Here is a 19,550-nt window from a genome sequence, read left to right as displayed (position 1 = left end):
TGTTTCTCTATGATGCAAGCTGGCGCATCCTTGCGCGCAGATTAGAACAAAAGTTTGTATTTATTTTGCTGATTCAATCAGGACTTGGTAACGGTCTTGTCCCCATACGACAGGTTTTGGTTTATCCTTAATCCATTGATAATAAGCAGATTTCAACTCTTTTACTTTTTCTGGGTATTGAGCTGCTAAATTATTCGATTCGGCTGGATTTTGTTTATCATTGAATAATTGGAGCTGGTTAGAACCATCATCATAAAAATAAAGCGCCCATTCCCCATCACGGATAGCCCATGAGCCTTTCGATAGTTTTTCTAAATTAGGGTTGTTTGGAATTTCTTTGCGTTGATAAGTGATCCATTCATGGTAGCCATGCCAAAAATCTTGGTTTTCTTCGCTGTAATGTTTCGTCCCTGGACCTGTCCAATACAGATAGTCATGTGGTGACTTTTCTGTTTTACCCGTTAATAGTGGCATAATATTTTTGCCTTCTACTTTCATGCTATCGGGTATGGTGATCCCTGCACTTTGTAATGCAGTTGGTAAGATATCAATCGCAGAAACCATCGCATCACTGTGTTTACCTGCGGGAATATGCCCCGGCCAATAAGCAACAAATGGAACGCGTACGCCACCATTAAACATTTGCCCTTTAAAGCCTTTATCCATCGCATTCATTGGCATTGGCGACTCATGCACCGCACCATTGTCAGAAATAAAGAAAATTAGCGTATTATCTAGTTCACCATTTTCCTTTAGTGTATTGATAATTTTACCAATTCCCTCATCGGCCGCATTTAGCGCAGCAAAATATTTATCGGCTTCAACATTACCAGTATTGAATTTATCCATGTATTTCGCTGGTGAAGCTTCTTCTAATGGGATGTGTGGTACGCTGTATGAAAGATTGATAAAGAAAGGTTTGTCTTTGTGCCCATCAATGAAATTAATGGCTTCATCCGTTAACAAATGCGTGGTATAGCCAGGAGCAGGCACATTTTCACCATTTCGCCACATTGCGGGGGAATTCCAAAGTGCCGCCCCTGATGCATAGAAACTATATGCATAATCGAAACCTCTTTCATGAGGTGCGAAACCTGGCTCCGGTGTCGAAATCATATTATCGTGATAATCGCGAGTTTGCTTTTCTGGTGCAATTTTAGGTTTTTTCAATACCTTCGCATTATGCCATTTTCCAATACTGGCTGTGGCATAGCCATTTTCTTGGAATAATGCGGGTAATAGTTTGATATCTTGAGGAATACCTAACATCGCATCATCGTTACTGTAAGTGCCAAAACTTGCAGGAGAGCGCCCAGTAAAAATACCCGCTCGTGATGGGCCACAAACAGGATGAGCCACAAATGCATTGGTCATCTTAATTCCGCCTGCAGCCATGTCCGCAACATTTGGCATCGCCGTTCTGGCCGCTTCCACCATCTTATTAATATCACCTTGATAACGCTGTGGTGATGGGCGCTGCGCAAGCTCTTTGACATCAAGGCTATCAAGCACAAAATCGAGCTGCCCTGTTCCTAAGTCATCCATAATAATCAGTAAAACATTCGGCTTTTCCGGTGTACCACCTGCATTCGCTACAATGGGAGGTACTAAGCTACTTGCTGCTATCAGCCCTGCCAATAGGCTTTTCTTCATAGAAGGTAATCTCACAAAAATATCTCCAGATAATATTATTATTGCTTGTAAGCACGCTGTATTACGCCAAGTGCATCACTAGCTAAAGCACCACCAGATATCGCTTGACGCATTAACTGCATACCTAAAGCGGTATGATGAAAAATCTTTTTATATGAACGACATAAATAGTTATGGCGATATTTTTCACCTTCTATCGCCGTGATCCGGTGCTTAGGGCAGCCGCCATAACAAAGGCTTTGAACCTCACAGCGCTGGCAAAGACTCGTTAGCTTGTCATATTTATTTTGTCCAAAACGGACTTGCTGTTTAGAGGAGACAATACGAGAAAGGGAGTGTTGTTGTACGTTACCTAACCGATTGGCAGGGTACACATAGTGATCACAGGAGTAGACATCCCCATTAGATTCAATAATCAGCGCTTGCCCACACGTTTTAGATTGCACACAGGTTGATGCCGGATAGCCCATCCAAGTGCCTAATAAGCTATCAAATAGACGAATATAAATTTTGCCAATGTCTCCTTGGTAGATCCATTCATCAAAAACATCAGCCATAAACTGCCCATATCCCTCAGCGGGTACTGAAAATGGTGCCATCGCGGCATTTGGCCCAGGGGCATAATGGCCACCTTGAGTATGTGAAAAGCGCCTATCCACCTCAACAATGGGGATGAACTGAAAGAAAGTGGAACCCAATGCTTTCAAAGCTCGATACGTTTCTTTTCCTTTTCGCCAATTTTGGTCATTAACAACGGTTAAGGTATTAAATTCAACACCATATTCAATCAGGAGCTGAATCGCTTTCTTCACACGCTCAAAAGTTGGGTTACCATTAACGGAAATTCGATATTTATCATGAACAGCTTCTAAGCCATCAATAGATACACCGATTAAAAAACCGTGGTCTGCAAAAAACTGCGCCCATTGTCGGTTAATCGCAATAGCGTTAGTTTGCACACTATTCGTGATGATTTTTCCTTGGGCATATTGCTTTTGGTACTTAACAACACGCTCAAAAAATTCGAGCCCTGCAAGGGTTGGCTCCCCACCTTGCCATGAAAAGTCTACCTGTTCACCAGCATGGGACTGGATATAGTCTTTGATATAACGACGTAGTACGTTATCAGGCATAACGTCATGCTGGTCTTCCTTTGGTTGCTCGTGAAACACATTTTCTTTTTCAAGATAAAAACAGTATTCGCATTTAATATTGCAGCGATAACTGGTGGGTTTCGCCATCATATGAAAATAAGTGGGTTGGTTTGCAGGCATTTAAATTAATCCGAAACAGTCAGGTTATTTTTATAGCATTACGCAAAACACGAAAAACCAAAAGAGATTGAAATCACAAAATCAAAAAATGAAAGAATTTGAAAGCGTTTAATTTGAGTCAGAAACGTTGAAAAGCATATAAATAACACACAGTAGCCCAGTAACTTTTGTTTTTGCTTTAAAGAAACTTCTATTCCTTTCGAACTTCAATTACCACCATCGCACTTTATGCCAATTTTTGAGCTTATATTTAGCGAATTTTTTGCAAATATTGCTAATATTTATGCAAAACACAGGGGTTGCTTAGTAAAAGTACAATTATTGCTACTTTATTGATTGGATACTTTCTTATTCGAAGATATGATATTTAAAATTTGAAAATATCCGTAAGCAAACAACACACAAATCGAAACTTTGTGAAAGAGATCAAAAGTTTTGTTTTTTTTCGTTGTCGGTATTTTTTAGCGTAGTAAACTTAATTCGAAATCAAATGAAAGAAAATCATTTGGTTTCGTAAGGAGATGAAAGTGAAAGCGGCAGTTGAACGGCGCATGGAAATCCTCGACATGATTAACCAACAAGGTAAAGCACGAGTCGAAGATTTAGCCGAAATATTTAAAGTTTCAAGTGTCACCATCCGTAGCGATTTAAGCTTTCTTGAAAAGAATGGTTATGTGGTCCGCTCCCATGGGGCAGCAATTCCAAATACTGGGTTTATTGCTGAACTTAGCATCCATGAAAAACGTGGGCAGAATGCGGGCACAAAAACATTAATAGGGAAAGCAGCCGCCGCGCTCATTAATGATGGCGATACGATCATTTTAGACTCGGGGACAACGACACGAGAAATTGCGACACACTTAAAGTCGCGGGATAGCGTCGTTGTCATGACTAACGGTTTAGATGTCGCAATGGAGTTAGCAACAGCCGCTGGCGTTGATGTACTAATGACTGGCGGCGCATTGCGCAAAAATGCTTTATCGTTTTCTGGCTCACAAGCAGAAAATAGCCTCAGAAATTATCGTTTTGACAAGGTTTTTCTTGGGGTTGATGGGTTCGATTTACGCGTTGGTATCACGACACACAATGAACAGGAAGCTAGCCTTAACCGGTTAATGTGTGAAATCTCGGAAACTGTTATTGCGGTTGCTGATTCTACGAAATTTGGTAAGCGCAGCTGTCATATGATCCGTGAATTCGCTGATATTGATGTTTTGGTGACAGACTCTGGGATCCCTGATGAATATGTCCAAGAGTTGAAAAACCATAAAATTGAAGTGATCATCGTCGATAAAGAGCAATAACTCGCTAACTCCATTAACAATACAACCGTGTTGATTGTGGAGTTAGTATTAATGCATCCTTTAGAAAAGATTGTTCAGCAAAATAAACTTGGTAAACAGAATGGCATTTATTCTGTTTGCTCAGCCCACCCATTTGTTATTGAAGCTTCATTGCACCAAGCGCTGGATAATGATTCCTTTCTTTTAATTGAAGCCACATCCAATCAAGTTGACCAATTTGGTGGCTATACGGGTATGACTCCGGCTGACTTTTTCAATTATGTGGTTGAGAAAGCAGAAAAAATCAATTTTCCTCTAAATAAGCTAATTCTTGGTGGTGACCATTTAGGTCCTAACCGTTGGCAAGGGCTTAATGCCGCTGACGCCATGGATAATGCCGATATCCTAATTGAACATTACGTTGCCGCAGGGTTCAAAAAAATCCACCTTGATTGCAGTATGTCCTGTGCAGATGACCCTGTTCCACTCACGGATGAAATCGTTGCACAACGTGCCGCCCGACTCGCAGTTATTGCAGAAAAAACCGCCAAAGAAAAATTTGGCTACAGCGATATCGTTTATGTTATTGGTACGGAAGTCCCCGTACCAGGTGGAGCAACTGAAGCGCTTGAAGGTGTTGAAGTCACAGACCCACAAGCCGCGAGAAAAACCTTAGACTGCCATGCGAAAGCGTTCGAAAAAGCAGGTGTCGGTGACTGCTGGACACGTGTTATTGGCCTCGTCGTCCAACCTGGCGTGGAATTTGACCATACCGGTGTTATTGATTATCAACCCGAAAAAGCACAAGCATTAAGTAAAGTTGTTGATGACTACCCTCATCTTGTTTTTGAAGCACACTCAACCGATTACCAAACACCAGATGCTTATAAGCAACTCGTTCAAGACCACTTTGCTATTTTAAAAGTGGGCCCGGCTTTAACATTTGCTATGCGAGAAGCCCTCTATTCTCTGTGTGAAATTGAGAATGAAATGTTCCCAGCAGAACAGTGTTCTCACTTAAAAGAGAAAATGGAACAGTTGATGTGCCGTGAGCCCGAATTTTGGCAAAAATACTACCATGGTGATGCCCAGCAGCAAGCTTTTGCACGCGTTTATAGTTTTAGTGACCGTATTCGTTATTACTGGCCTGATAAAGAAATTAACCAAGCCATAGAAACGCTGATGGCTAACTTATCTTCAAAACCGATCCCGTTACCACTTTTAAGCCAATACATGCCACATCAATTCCAACAATTAAGAGAAGGCATGATCGATGGCTCAGCGAAATCCTTTATTTTTGCAAAAATTCGCGACGTACTTTCGGTATATGCCGATGCATGTAAATTTAGTCACTGAGGTTTGACATGGAATATTTAAGCTATCAAACACCTGAACTCGAAAAGCTAAACGCATTCTGGACAGCAAAAGAAATTGAGCAACAACCTGAATGCTGGGAAAAAACAAACCAGCTAATACAAGAACAACGTGCTGAAATTGATACATTTTTAGCTAAAGTGCTTCAGGCACCAGACGCACGCATTATCATGACGGGAGCTGGAACATCGGCTTTCGCAGGCCGCGCCCTTGCCCCCGTTCTAACAGGCCATTTAAAACGCCGTATTGATGCCATTGCCACCACGGATCTAGTCGCCGACCCAAAAGAATATTTAGCGGAAAACGTACCAACGTTACTAATTTCTTTTGCTCGCTCTGGCAATAGTCCCGAGAGTGTTGCTGCTCTTAATGTGGCAGAAAAATGCCTAACCCAGTGTTACCACTTAGTTTTAACCTGCAACGAGCAAGGGCAGCTATATCGTTATTGCCAAAATAATACCAATGCATTAGCCATTTTAATGCCAGAAGAATCAAATGACCGTTCATTAGCAATGACGTCAAGCTTTTCATCCATGATGATGGCTGCGCTGTGTATTTTCTTAACCGAATCCTTCTATTTGAATGAAATTAAACCCTATTTCCAAGATTATCACGACAGTTACACTCAATTTAACCGCCGTATCCGGGAAGATTATGCAGGTAAATTTAAACGAGTCATTTATTTAGGTAGTGGTGGCCTACAGGGTCTTGCACAAGAAGCTGCCCTAAAAATGTTGGAATTAACGGCTGGTAAGGTCGTTGCTAACTTTGACACGCCTTTAGGGTTTCGCCATGGACCGAAATCTATCGTCAATAAAGAAACGTTAGTCGTGCTGTTTCTGTCAAACGATAAATACACCAGACAGTATGAGACTGACTTATTAAGAGAGGTAATTCACGATAATGCTTCAGCAAAAGTGATCGCGGTCACCTCCTCTTCTGATGACACACAAATAGAGGAAAGTTTCGTTTATATTAAAAAAATGGAGCAGTGCTCAGACTCAGCCCTATTTTTTCCTTATTTAATGTTAGCGCAGGCCTTTGCATTCCATAGTTCTATTGCACTGGGGAATACACCAGATAACCCATCTCCAACTGGAGAAATTAATCGGGTTGTTCAAGGTGTCACTATTTACCCGTTCTCATATCAAGAAGATGGCTTCATGCCTTCTTAATGATAAATATAGCTAATAATAAGAGAGCAATTATATGCACGCACCAAATATTGTCTGGACCCGAATCGATGAGCGTTTATTACATGGGCAAATTCGAATCACTTGGGGTAAACACACTGAAGCAAATTTAATTCTTGTCGCTAATGATGATGCTGCGGAAGGTCCTAATTCTGCTTTTATGCAAGCAGGGATGAAAGCGTCCGCAGGTGGAGAATATGCCGTCCGATTTTTCTCTATCGAAAAAACCATCGATGTCATTCACAAAGCGTCTCCTCGTCAAAAAATCTTTATTCTTTGCAATAACCCAACAGATGTTGCTCGCCTTGTCGAAGGTGGAGTTCCTATCACTCACTGCAACGTTGGCAATATGCATTTCCATGAAGGAAAACGCCAAATTGCCAAAACAGTGTCTGTGGATGAGCGCGACTTAGAAGCATTTCGTCGGCTTGTCGACAAAGGAGTAGCTTGCACAATTCAAAATACTCCAGACCAAACCCCCGTTAATGTTCTTACTCTCGCAACAGCATAAGCAGATTGAGATAACAACTTAACACTAAGGCGTTTAAGGAAAACTATTATGATTTATGAAGCTTCTCTCGTGGCTTTATGGGCCTTCTTTTGCGGTATAGATAAGTATGACGTTGCACTCAATATCCATCGTCCACTGATCACAGGGCCTGTTGTCGGCCTGATTATGGGTGATATGCAAGTCGGTTTAATTGCGGGTGCAACATTAGAATTAGCTTGGCTGGGGCTTGTTCCAAATGCAGGGGCTCAGCCACCTGATGTTACCTTAGGCACTATCGCCGCCGTTGCATTCGCCATTATGACCAATCAATCACCAGCGGTAGCAATGGGAATTGGTATGCCAATTGCCGTTCTCATGCAAATGATCATTATCGGCTTTTTTGCAATCACCGCATTCACTATGGGGAAAGCTGATCGCTACGCTGAAAAAGCCGATGCGGCGGGGATCTCCCGGTTACTAATCGCCACAATTACCGTTCGTTCTTTACTCTACGCGATCGTCGCCTTTGTAACGGTTTACTTCGGTGAACACGCGGCACAGTGGATTGATGAAAATACACCAAAAGTACTCCTCGAAGGCTTAGGTATTGGCGCCAAAATGGTTCCAGCAATTGGCTTCGCGATGTTGTTGAAAATCATGTGGTCAAAAGAAGTGGCTGGTGTGTTCTTTGTTGGTTTCGTTATGACCACTTATCTCAAACTGCCAATTATGGCAGTAGCAATACTCGGCGCATCTGCGGCAGCCCTGTATTACTTCTTCAGCGGTAACAACAAGAATAACTCACAACAAAATGAGGATTTTGAAGATGGTATCTGATAACAAGACAGCAGTAGAAACCAAAAACTTACCAGTGGAATCCTACGTTGATGGCATTGATGAGTACCAAGATACCACTGTCCGCAAAGTCATCACGAAAGGCGATCTATGGCGTTGTGCATTTCGCGGGCTATTTATGGAAGGTAACTTTAATTTTGAACGTATGCAGGGGGGAGGCTTTGCATTCTCCATCATACCAGCCCTACGCAAAATTCATGGTAATAACAAACGCGATTATGCAACTGCACTGAAAAATCACTTACAGTTTTTCAATGCGAGTCCAAAATTATTTACTTTCTTACTTGGTACTGCCGTTGCCATGGAAGAGAACAAAGAGAAGCCTTCTACTGTCAACGTCATGAAAGTAGCAGGTATGGGGCCAACAGGTGGAATCGGCGATGCTATCGACCATATGACATTGATGCCACTGACTTTAGCATTAGGTGCATCTATCGCAATGGAAGGCTCAATTGCCGGCCCATTTGTTTTCTTCTTTTTGTACCAAATTGTTCACTTTTTTGTCTATTTTGGCTTGATGTTCATGGGATATCGCGCAGGTACTGCGGCGATGGTTAACATGAGCGACGCAACAGAAAAATTAGCGAAAGCCGCCAACATCATGGGGATTTTTGTGATTGGGGCACTTTCCGCCACTTTCATAAAAGTACAAACCACCGCTGCTGTTGAGGTAGGTGGCAAGGTGGTCGAACTACAAACCGCCTTGTTCGACAAAATCATGCCTAACTTACTCCCTCTGTGCCTTGTCTTTTTGATGTTCAAAATGGTGAAAGGGACAGGTTTCTGGGCAAAACCGCCGGTGCTTATCTTCTCTGTCTTGGCCTTCGGTGTTATTGGCCATGTACTCGGTGTGATGTAACAGAATCGTATTAAATTGTTTTTAGGTGGGTAGCCAAGTTACCCACCAGCAAGGAGTTATCAATGATTGGTTTGATTGTTTCTGGGCACATTAATTTTGCGAGCGGTATGGCTTCCGCTGTCAAAGCCATCGCAGGTGAACAGGAAAATATGGTGTTTATTGATTTTGTTGAAACCCTTTCTCCCGACGAATTGGAACAACAAATGCGAGCAGCAATGAGTGCCATGAATTGTGAACAAATACTTTTTCTCACCGACCTTCCTGGTGGAACCCCTTGTAACCGCGCTATGGCAATTATGATGGAAGATAAATCCGTTGAAGTTTTAGCTGGCGTTAATCTACCGATGATTGTCAATGCGGCATTGGAACGTGAAGGGGTTGGTGCAAAAGAACTTCTTTCTATCTTACACGATATTGGCACGAGTAGTATTCAAGATCTACGCCAACAACTGGCTATGATGTCAGAGCCTGAATGTGAAGAAGATGGCCTATGAAACAGCAACATGCCATTTTAGCGGATCGTACCTTTACACCTGAGGGAATTCGCTATCAGCAGTATGTTCGAGTGTGCAACGGTGTTATACAGGAAATTACGGATACCGCCCCCGAACACTGCCCAGTCATCCGTCTTGAAGGGCGCTCCTTACTACCGGGGTTTGTTGATATCCATATTCATGGTCGTGCTGGCGCAGACGTCATGGATGCAAGCCAACAAGGGTTGCAAACCATCGCTGATGCATTAGTCAAAACTGGTGTTGTGGCTTGGGTGGGAACCACCGTCACCGCACCAATGGATGATATCAAACGCGCACTCACCCAAGTGAGTGACTTTATCGCCAAGCCGCAAACATCAGGAGCCCAGTTAGTCGGCAGTTTTTTAGAAGGCCCTTACTTCACTGAACGTCATCGAGGCTCACATCCTGTTAAGTACTTAAAATCGCCGACCATTCATGAATTGGAAGACCTTGTGCAATGTGCTAATCACACACTTTTGCGAGTTGCTGTTGCACCTGAAGCAGAAGGTGCCATTGAGGCTATTGATTGGTTAGTACAACACAATATTAAGACCAGTGTTGCACATACTGCCGCTGATTTCATACAAACCAGTCTCGCATTTTCACATGGTGCAGATTGTGGCGTACATCTTTATAACGGCATGACGGGTTTACATCATAGAGAGCCCGGTTGCTGTGGTTCAGTGTTGTACCACGATGTCCTTGCGGAGCTGATTGCCGATGGCATTCATGTTCACCCCGTCATGATGCAGCTAGCTTATCGAATGAAAGGTTATCAGCAGCTCGCTTTAATTACGGATTGTATGCGAGCTGGTGGGCTACCGGATGGTGATTATGCCCTTGGGGCACAGACGGTGAAGGTCACTCAAGGGCAAGCTCGCACAGCTGATGGCTCTCTTGCGGGTAGTACATGTAGCCTTGATAACGCATTGCGCAACATGGTGCAACTCGCGCATGTTCCTGAATGGGAAGCCGTACAAATGGCTACTTCGGTTCCCGCTCAATACCTTGGAATCGATGACCAATTTGGTTACATCCGAGTTGGGGCTCAAGCTAATTTTGCCGTTGTTGATAACAATTTTTATCTAACAGACACATTCATCAGAGGTGAACACGTTCACTCTGTATTCGGGGATACCGACCATTAAAGTCGGTTACCTATCAGTAAATCATGAGGTATTTATAATGGAAATTCGTCAACCAATTCACAGTGAGCATGCAAAAACACTTGATACTGAAGGCTTACGCAAACAGTTCCTGATCGAGAATTTGTTCCGTGAAGGGGAAATGAATCTCACTTATAGCCATATCGACCGCATTATTGTGGGTGGCATTGTTCCAACACAAAAGCCACTCGCTCTAATGGCAGGAAAAGCATTAGGCGTTGAGTTCTTTCTTGAGCGTCGTGAGCTGGGTGCAATTAATATTGGGGGCGCAGGTCAAGTTATCGTTGATGGCCAATCCTATGATATCGCACCAAAAGAAGCTATTTATATTGGTATGGGAGCCAAATCTGTCGAGTTTATCAGTACTGATGCGATTACCCCTGCACGTTTTTATATGAACTGTGCACCTGCACACCATACCTACCCAACACGCAAAATTACTATCGAACAAGCTTCACCAGAAAAATTAGGTAATGTAGAGAATTGTAACGTTCGTACCATCTATAAATTCTTACACCCATCTATTTTACCAACCTGCCAATTATCAATGGGCATGACAGTACTCGAGCCCGGTAGCTTATGGAATACCATGCCATGCCATACCCATGAACGTCGCATGGAAGTGTATCTGTATTTCAATATGAAAGAAGACAACGTTGTTTTCCATTATATGGGTGAGCCTTCGGAAACACGCCACATTGTTGTTCGTAATGAACAAGCCGTCATTAGCCCAAGTTGGTCTATTCACTCAGGCGTGGGAACTGCTGCTTATACATTTATTTGGGGAATGGTTGGCGAAAATCAGGTGTTCCACGATATGGATCATGTCGCCATGAAAGATCTGAAATAACCCTTTTATCTTTTTTAACATAATAAAAAACGATGTGGCAGTACTGTCACATCGTAAGTGAGGTACAGATGAACTTATTTGATTTAACAGGAAAAGTTGCGATTGTCACTGGATGTAATACCGGTTTAGGTCAAGGAATGGCAATTGGTTTAGCCCAAGCAGGCGCAGATATTGTTGGAGTTGGCATCCAAGATGCTCCTGATACACGCGCTCAAGTCGAAGCTTTAGGCCGTAAGTTTCACTACATTATTATGAATTTAATGGAACAAGACGGGTTACAAACTTTGGTTGATGATGCGGTATCCGCCATGGGCCATATTGATATCCTTGTCAATAATGCGGGTATTATTCGCCGTGAAGACTTATTAGAGTTTAGTGAAAAAGATTGGGACGATGTGATTAATATTAATCAAAAAACCTTATTCTTTTTATCTCAACGTGTTGCACGCCAATTCGTGAAGCAAGGTAATGGTGGGAAAATTATTAATATTGCCTCAATGCTCTCGTTCCAAGGTGGTATTCGGGTTCCATCTTACACTGCAAGTAAGTCAGCCGTCATGGGGCTCACTCGTGCTCTCGCTACCGAGCTTTCCCAATACAACATTAATGTGAATGCGATTGCCCCAGGTTACATGGCAACAGACAACACGGCAGCACTGCGCGCTGATGCAGATCGCAACGCAGCTATCTTAGAGCGCATTCCTGCGGGCCGTTGGGGAACTCCTGAGGATTTAGCAGGGCCAGCCATCTTTTTAGCCTCCAAAGCAAGTGACTATATTAATGGTTATACCATTGCTGTTGATGGTGGCTGGTTAGCTCGCTAACCCATCTGGAGAAAATAATGGAACAATCATCATTACCAAAACCATTACAACGTAATACGGTTTTAGATGGTATGAAACGGGTTTACCGTTATCAATCAAAAAACCAAGTACGCAGTGTACTTCGTCGTAGTGGCAAAACCCGTTTTATTAAAGATACGGACTGGGAACGTGGTGTTCTGTGGTCTTGTGTTGCTGCTGCATGGCAAGCAACACAGGATAACGAATATCTCGCTGGTGTATTGGATTACACATTACATACTGGATTTCGTACAGGACCTAACCCACGTTTTGCCGATGACCATGTCTGTACTCAAGCCTATTTAGCTGTAAGTTCGCAATTTGATCATCCAGAAGTCCTTGAACCCACTATTAATGCATTCAACCTTATGTTAGTAGAGCCAAAACCAGGTCGAGAAGACTGGTGGTGGTGTGATGCACTCTTCATGGCTCCCCCTGCTTTTGCCGCGTTATCAGCTAAAACAAATGACAATCGCTACTTAGACTACATGCATACCGCTTATTGGGATGCGATAGAACATTTGCGTGATCCTGAAACTGGCTTAATTTATCGCGATTATCGCTACATTCCTGATGGCAAGGGTGGTGAATTACGTGAAAAAAATGGTGAAAAAGTATTTTGGAGCCGAGGTATTGGTTGGGTCATTGCGTCTATCCCACGTATTTTACAATCGTTACCTAAAGAGTTCCCTGCCCGCCAGCAATATGTAAATTTATTTACCGAGCTAATGGAAACTGTCATTCAATACCAACAAGAAGATGGTTTCTGGCGCACTAGTTTACTTGATCCCCAAAGCTTCCCTGCCCCTGAAAGTAGTGCCACTGCATTATTTTGCTATGGATTAGCGTGGGGCTTAAACCAAGGTTTACTGGAAGAAGCACGCTACCTGCCTCTGCTCGAAAAATCATGGTGTGCACTACAAAGCTGTATTCACCCCAATGGAATGCTAGGTTGGGTACAGCTTCCGGCGTTCAACCCACGAGATGTCAAATATGACCATAATATGGATTATGGAGCTGGAGCCTATTTATTAGCAGCAAGTGAAGTTATTAAACTCAAAATTTAATTCATTACAGCCCGATTTACCATTGCTCAAGTTGTCATTTCATTACTTTCTTTTGGCCAATTTATTGGCCATTTTTCTTATTTTTCAGTATTTATTCTTTTCTCTTCTTTGCAAACCGGCAATAAAAAACCCACGATCACTCGTGGGCAAATATATATTTATATGAAAATGATATTACCAAGTATATTGAATACCCACACGGAATCGTGTTTGACGGTCACTTGAAAACCTATTTTCTTTCACATTGCCCACTTCAACAAATGGGCGCCATAACGCACCATCATCTGCTTTAATATCATAACGAAGGCGAACGTTGTGTTGATAATCGAATTTTTTATCATTGTAAAGAGGTTGAGCGTTGTCAGCCATTTCCCACATTAAATCCAATTGATACTGTAAATCTAAGTTACCCCATTTGTAACCTATCCAGCTATCAAACTCTTGGATTTTAGAGTGATAATTACTGCCATTTTCTCCTACTTGACCATAATCCCACACTTTCCATTTATAACGGCCTTGTAAACGAATACCATTATCGAATGTATAATTTAAACGGACATAAGGAACATAAACTAAACCTAATTTATCGAAATCAAGAGAAGCACCGACAAGCCCCACTAAATTTGGATTCAATTTTGTATAATAAAAAGCTGAAAATTCCGAACCATCAATTTTCATTGCGTCATAAGCACCATCTTTATTTCCATAGCGTGCATCTAACTCAAATCCAATATTTTTCCCTGTATCCAAAAAAGCTTTAATTCTATCTCCGCTTTTCCCTGATGCATCTAAATATTGATGACGATATTCAATTGTTGTTTTATAGTTATTTGCGAGAGCATATTGTGATGAAATTGAAAATAATACTGCACTAGCAATAATTAATTTTTTCATTATCTTTATTCCAAAGCTGTGTACTATTTAAGCACGAGGATAGTGATTCCCTGTTTTATTAGAGAATAATATTTTCATTTTTTTAATTAATGCCACCTAGTTTATTAGGTGGCAAAAAATGATTTATTTAACTTCACAAGCTGAAACTTTTTTATTTAATTTATTTGTTGTTGCTGTAATAAACTCTGTTGGTCTCCAAGAATCACCGGTTTTTTCTAACCACGGTATAAGCTCTTCTTTAATTAATTTATCAATAATGGGTTTGTTCTCATCTGCCACATTTTTCATTTGATAAGGATCATTTACATTATCATAAAGCGTATATTTCAGTGGTTGCCCATCCTGACGGTCAATAACCAATGTATGTGTTTTCGTTCTCACGCCACGTTTACCAAACGAAGGTTCACCATACGGAATAAATAAATAAAGTTGAGAGTTAGCGACTTCCCCCTCACCAGTGACTACACGTTCAGCTAAATTACTTCCTTCAACTGAGCCAGGGATCCATTGCTCTAACCCCAACAAACCTAGAATCGTTGGGTAGATATCCGGCGCTGACATTAATGCATCATCTTGCCCTGGTTGAATTTTACCCGGTAACCGAAACATCATCGGAACACGCATCGACTCATCATAAGGGTTATTTTTTGTCGGCTGGCCATTTGCACCAAGACAACTACCATGATCAGAGAAAAAAACAACCAATGTATTATCCGCAAGACCTTGTTTTTCAAGCTCATCAACGATGCGACCAAATTGTTCATCAACGCCGTTTACCATCGCCAGATATTCTTTGAAATATTGAGGTCCATAGCCTTCTTGGTATTCCACATCCCATTTAACATTTGGCCGAGTATTTAACTCTTGCGAGGTTTTTCCTTTATAGGCATCGAGATACTTTTGTGGAACTTGGTCATACGGTGAATGCGGAGGGTTCATAGAAACAACCAGCGCAAATGGCTTGGTATTATCACGGTACTGCCCATTTTTATTTTGTAAGAATTTTATGGCCATATCCGCTTCGTGCTCTGGTCCCCATTGGTCTACATAAATCGGTTTTTCCCGTGGTGTATTATTGGCCCAATACATCGGTTTCATATGCAGATCATATGTGCCGTAGGAGTACCAAAAATCAAAGCCATGGCGGCGGTTTGGAGCAGCCCATTCATTCCAATAACGACCTTCCATTGGGTTATTATAGCTTTCAATAAAAGGTGCATATGGCGCATCTAAATGCCATTTACCAATATACCCCGTGCTGTAATCCAATGATTTCAAAACATCAGACCAACAATTGGCATAAGGTGATAAATCAATCCCTACCTTTCCACCATAATCATGTGCGTTGCCTGTAATACCGTTACGAACAGGATATTGCCCAGTCATAAACATGCCACGGAATGGGGAACATAATGGGTAATTGGATGCCATCTGCGTCATGACTTTCGCTTGTTTGGCAAATTTATTTAAATTAGGGGTAATTGACGGATCTTCTCCCATAAATTGTAATGCGTGGGCACGCATCTCATCAGGGAATACTATCAATAAGTTAGGGGCGTTATCGGGTCGGTAAGGCTTAACATTTGAAGGTTTTCCATCATTGGCTAAAATGGGACTAGAAACCGACATTGCAGCACCGCTGGCTGCTAATCCTTTTATAAAGGTTCTGCGCGAAACAGTCATTGCTTCATCCTCTTTTGTTTACGTTTTCTTTCGTTTCTGATTAGAACATATTATTTATACTTTTGCATAATATCAAAAAGTAAGTGATCGAAAATATCAAAATTCAAGTGGAGATCACAAAAAGTAATCAATTCGTAGAAAATAAGTCAATTGCCCCACAATAAAGATATGATGCAAACTTATGATAATCAAAAGTAACATACTGATTTTTAATAAAAATAAATAATTCAGAGATGCTAAACACAGAAGTAAAATTTTGTTTGAAAATTACATATCAAATGATGAAGAAATACCTGCCAGTAAATCTTCATTTGCTTTCAATGCAAAAAAGTAGAGATGATACGAAACAAGACAAAAGAAAATTTTTATCACTATACTGCAAAAAACAGTCAGTATAAGAGTCATTATAAAATTGACTCAATTATCTACATGAAAGGCAAAGAAATAAAATATCAAAATATGATTTTAAGCATTCATTCCATCTAATTTTCTATTAATTTTGCTAATTAAAATTTTTTATTTCTAGGAAAAATTATCTTTTGAACATCTAACAGCAATATATATTAATTAAATTTAAGATAGGATAAGCTTAAAATAAGGTGTTAAATAAAAAACACATCACGAAAGAATATTCTTACGATTTAATATCAATAATTTAACAATATTATTTAAGATGAAAAATAAGGCAGGAGTAAAGTCGTCCATTTTAATTCATTATTCGAATAATGCCACTATTAATTATCAATTTTATATTCTCACTAGCATTTCTTAGAAAAATTCAACAGGTCTGATATTCAGAATATCTTTAATTGTGATACAAGAATAATACTGTGAAATTAAATTACAGCCACAGATATAACTAATGTAAAATGCATTCTATAAGATGCTGGGGAATAAAAAGAATGAATATTGTTGAGCGGTTTATTTCTTATACCAAAATTAACACCACCACTGATAGGGAAAAGGGTGCGGCAGGAATTATGCCTTCCTCAGAAGGACAACGCGTCCTTGCGAAACAGCTGGTCCAAGAGTTAGAAGCTCTGGGCGTTGAAGATATTAAGCTGCGTGACACAGCTATTGTCACCGCAACTTTGCCTTCCAATCTTGATTATGATGTCCCAACCGTCGCTTTCTTCGGCCATTTAGACACTAGCGCAGAACAAACCAATGATACTAAAGCACAAATTTTGCCATACACCGGTGAAGATTTATGCATGAATAAAGAGCTTAATATTTATCTACGTAAGAGTGAGTTCCCTGAATTAGTGAATTACATTGGTGATGACATAATTGTCACTGATGGAACTAGCCTATTAGGTGCTGACGATAAAGCGGCAATTGCCTCTATCATGGATATGCTGCAATACTTTAAGCAAAATCCAGAAATTAAGCACGGCACCATTAAAATTGGTTTCGTTCCAGATGAAGAGCAAGGCCTCCGTGGCGCAAAAGTCTTTGATGTTAAAGAGTTTGGTGCTGATTTTGCCTATACTTTGGACTGCTGCGGTATCGGTGAACTGGTGTATGAAAACTGGAACGCAGGTGATGCCGAAATCATCTTTACGGGTAAATCGGCTCATCCAATGTCCGCAAAAGGCAAACTGGTTAACTCATTATTAATGGCACAAAAATTTATTACCATGTTACCGGGTGGTGAAGCTCCTGAGTATACCGATGGACGCGAAGGCTATTATTGGGTGAAACAAATGTCAGGTAACAGCGCCCGTACTGTTTTAAAAATGGATGTGCGTGATTTTACCGAAGACGGCTATCGCAAACGTATGGCTTTCTTAAAACAATTAGCAGAGAGCTGCGAAAGCCTTTGGGGAAGCGAAAGTGTTGTTTGTAAGCTATCAGACCGCTACTCTAACGTTTACAATAGCCTACAAGGTGATAACCGTTACCCTATTGATATTGCCGTTGATGCCTACCAAGCTTGTGGTATCACACCAAAAGTCATTCCTATGCGTGGGGGTTATGATGGAGCTGCATTATCGCAAAATGGATTGCCTTGCCCTAATATCTTCACAGGCGCACATAACTTCCATTCAATCTATGAATATTTACCCGTTAAATCCCTACATGCCGCCAGCGATGTATTAAAACAAGTGGTACAAATCACCGCAGAACGCTTCAAACCAGGAGCTAAAGCATGATCCCAATTCTAACGGTTCTGATTATCGTTGTTTTGGTTGCGCGATTTATTTTAAAGGGGTACAAAGCTGAGCCAGTACTATTAATCGCTGGCTTAGTATTGATGATATTCACCCTAGCCCTTGGCTGGGGTCCAATCCTCCCTAAAAATGTCGCCACCACTGGTATCACTTGGCTCGACCCATTTGAAGTCATGCGAGATTTATTCAGTAGCCGCGCAGCGGATCTCGGTTTAATGATCATGGCATTGATGGGCTTTGCGCACTATATGGACCATATCGGTGCCAATGAAGCGGTAGTACGTGTTGCAACTAAACCACTGAAAAATATGCGTTCACCTTATGTACTGCTATTTTTCTCTTTCTTGCTGGCAAGTATCTTGCAATTAGCTATCCCATCAGCAACAGGCTTAGCCGTATTATTAATGGGAACCATGTTCCCAATTATGATTGGTTTGGGATTATCACCTGCTTCTGCGGCTGGGGTTATCGCAACTTCTCTTGGGGTGGCTTATACACCAACCGCGATTGATGCCATTCGTGGTGCGAAAGCGGTCGATATGTCTGTCGTTGAGTATGTGCTTTACTATCAAGGGCCAGCGGCATTAGCCACTGTATTGGTCGTCGGTATTACCCATATTTTCTGGCAACGTCACTGTGACCGAAAACAAGGTTTCGTACCTGAAATTGGTAAAGCCGTTCAGTCACATGAAAAAGAAGAAATTACTAAGTCAGTTCCTGGATATTATGCACTTCTTCCTATGCTCCCCATTATTATGGCGGTGGGAACGTCCAATTTGTTCTTTTCCGGTATTCACTTAGATGTTGTGACTATCGTGCTGATTGCGATGGCCATTTGCATGGTGATTGAAACACTTCGCGTACGTAATTTTAAAGCGGTTTGTAATGGCTTCCAAACATTTCTAAATGGTATGGGTCATGCATTCAGTAATGTAGTTGGCTTATTGGTTGCCGCTGGAGTGTTCGCTCATGGTATTAAAGTCAGTGGAGCAATTGACCAACTGATTTTAGGTGCTGAATCCGTCGGCTTGCCACCATTTGCCATGGCGATTGTGTTCGCACTCGTCACACTTGCCGCTGCTATTATTATGGGTTCAGGTAATGCGCCATTCCTCGCGTTCGTTGAGTTAATTCCACAAATTGCACATAGTATGGGCGTTAACCCTATTGCAATGATTTTACCAATGCAACAAGCCTCACACATGGGCCGAGGTATGTCCCCAGTCGCGGGGGTAATCATTGCCGTATCCAGTGGTGCAAAACTGCAGCCATTTGATGTGGTAAAACGAACCGCCGTGCCGCTGATGGTAGGTTTTGTGGCTCACTGTGCGATCATTGGTATTTTTTACTAATTACTATATTTATCATTCACATAATT

General features: G+C 41.5%; 17 protein-coding genes. 13 read left to right on the top strand and 4 right to left on the bottom strand.

What is annotated here, in order from left to right; all coding sequences use genetic code 11:
• Positions 1–60 precede the first annotated feature (60 nt).
• Together FVA72_RS01920 and FVA72_RS01915 are read right to left on the bottom strand one after the other, a co-directional pair.
• Positions 61–1,668 carry a sulfatase family protein gene (locus tag FVA72_RS01920; protein ID WP_110592650.1) on the bottom strand — a complete coding sequence of 536 codons (1,608 nt, stop codon included), beginning with the start codon at positions 1,666–1,668 and terminating at the stop codon, positions 61–63.
• 23 nt (positions 1,669–1,691) lie between these two features.
• On the bottom strand, positions 1,692–2,927 hold the full coding sequence (locus FVA72_RS01915) for an anaerobic sulfatase maturase (protein ID WP_110592651.1): 1,236 nt from the start codon (positions 2,925–2,927) through the stop codon (positions 1,692–1,694).
• 527 nt (positions 2,928–3,454) lie between these two features.
• On the opposite strand from FVA72_RS01915, the gene agaR reads away from it, so the two are divergent.
• The 11 genes from agaR (at position 3,455) to FVA72_RS01860 (ending at position 13,421) form a co-directional block, all read left to right on the top strand.
• Positions 3,455–4,231 (top strand): transcriptional repressor AgaR, encoded by a 777-nt coding sequence (gene agaR, locus FVA72_RS01910; RefSeq protein ID WP_036958927.1) that lies wholly within the window; start codon positions 3,455–3,457, stop codon positions 4,229–4,231.
• A gap of 51 nt (positions 4,232–4,282) precedes the next feature.
• Positions 4,283–5,566, top strand: a complete 1,284-nt coding sequence (gene kbaZ / locus FVA72_RS01905; RefSeq protein ID WP_004264449.1) for a tagatose-bisphosphate aldolase subunit KbaZ — start codon at positions 4,283–4,285, stop codon at positions 5,564–5,566.
• Between the two features lie 8 nt (positions 5,567–5,574).
• On the top strand, positions 5,575–6,759 hold the full coding sequence (locus FVA72_RS01900) for an SIS domain-containing protein (protein WP_004264442.1): 1,185 nt from the start codon (positions 5,575–5,577) through the stop codon (positions 6,757–6,759).
• Positions 6,760–6,793: 34 nt separating this feature from the next.
• Positions 6,794–7,288, top strand: coding sequence for a PTS N-acetylgalactosamine transporter subunit IIB (gene agaV / locus FVA72_RS01895; protein WP_110592652.1), 495 nt, complete (start codon positions 6,794–6,796; stop codon positions 7,286–7,288).
• A 48-nt stretch (positions 7,289–7,336) separates the two neighbouring features.
• Positions 7,337–8,104, top strand: coding sequence for a PTS N-acetylgalactosamine transporter subunit IIC (gene agaW / locus FVA72_RS01890; protein ID WP_110592653.1), 768 nt, complete (start codon positions 7,337–7,339; stop codon positions 8,102–8,104).
• Positions 8,094–8,981 (top strand): PTS system mannose/fructose/sorbose family transporter subunit IID, encoded by an 888-nt coding sequence (locus FVA72_RS01885; protein ID WP_036958865.1) that lies wholly within the window; start codon positions 8,094–8,096, stop codon positions 8,979–8,981. The genes agaW and FVA72_RS01885 overlap by 11 nt, the downstream gene beginning before the upstream one ends.
• Positions 8,982–9,043: 62 nt before the next feature.
• Positions 9,044–9,475 (top strand): PTS galactosamine/N-acetylgalactosamine transporter subunit IIA, encoded by a 432-nt coding sequence (agaF, locus tag FVA72_RS01880; protein WP_096865040.1) that lies wholly within the window; start codon positions 9,044–9,046, stop codon positions 9,473–9,475.
• Positions 9,472–10,644, top strand: a complete 1,173-nt coding sequence (gene nagA / locus FVA72_RS01875) for an N-acetylglucosamine-6-phosphate deacetylase (RefSeq protein ID WP_110592654.1) — start codon at positions 9,472–9,474, stop codon at positions 10,642–10,644. Before agaF ends, nagA begins: the two co-directional genes overlap by 4 nt.
• A gap of 37 nt (positions 10,645–10,681) precedes the next feature.
• Positions 10,682–11,512, top strand: coding sequence for a 5-dehydro-4-deoxy-D-glucuronate isomerase (gene kduI, locus FVA72_RS01870; RefSeq protein WP_096865042.1), 831 nt, complete (start codon positions 10,682–10,684; stop codon positions 11,510–11,512).
• Positions 11,513–11,580: 68 nt separating this feature from the next.
• A complete protein-coding gene (gene kduD, locus FVA72_RS01865) occupies positions 11,581–12,336 on the top strand; it encodes a 2-dehydro-3-deoxy-D-gluconate 5-dehydrogenase KduD (RefSeq protein WP_036958862.1) in 756 nt (251 codons plus the stop codon).
• A gap of 17 nt (positions 12,337–12,353) precedes the next feature.
• Positions 12,354–13,421, top strand: a complete 1,068-nt coding sequence (locus tag FVA72_RS01860; RefSeq protein WP_110592655.1) for a glycoside hydrolase family 88/105 protein — start codon at positions 12,354–12,356, stop codon at positions 13,419–13,421.
• Positions 13,422–13,595: 174 nt separating this feature from the next.
• Here the strand turns inward: FVA72_RS01860 and FVA72_RS01855 are convergent, their stop codons facing one another.
• Entirely contained in the window at positions 13,596–14,315 is a 720-nt protein-coding gene (locus tag FVA72_RS01855) for an oligogalacturonate-specific porin KdgM family protein (RefSeq protein ID WP_004264412.1), read from the bottom strand.
• 123 nt (positions 14,316–14,438) lie between these two features.
• Positions 14,439–15,998 carry a sulfatase-like hydrolase/transferase gene (locus FVA72_RS01850; protein WP_094962838.1) on the bottom strand — a complete coding sequence of 520 codons (1,560 nt, stop codon included), beginning with the start codon at positions 15,996–15,998 and terminating at the stop codon, positions 14,439–14,441.
• Positions 15,999–16,900: 902 nt separating this feature from the next.
• Between FVA72_RS01850 and pepT the strand changes: the two genes are divergently transcribed.
• Complete coding sequence (gene pepT, locus FVA72_RS01845; protein WP_110592656.1) at positions 16,901–18,154, top strand: peptidase T; 1,254 nt, start codon at positions 16,901–16,903, stop codon at positions 18,152–18,154.
• A complete protein-coding gene (gene dcuC, locus FVA72_RS01840; protein ID WP_004264398.1) occupies positions 18,151–19,524 on the top strand; it encodes a C4-dicarboxylate transporter DcuC in 1,374 nt (457 codons plus the stop codon). Before pepT ends, dcuC begins: the two co-directional genes overlap by 4 nt.
• The last annotated feature ends 26 nt before the right edge of the window (positions 19,525–19,550 follow it).

It is taken from the genome of Providencia sp. PROV061 (assembly GCF_011045655.1).
Classification (GTDB): Bacteria; Pseudomonadota; Gammaproteobacteria; order Enterobacterales; family Enterobacteriaceae; genus Providencia; species Providencia hangzhouensis.
This window is presented reverse-complemented; position numbering and strand designations above follow the sequence as displayed.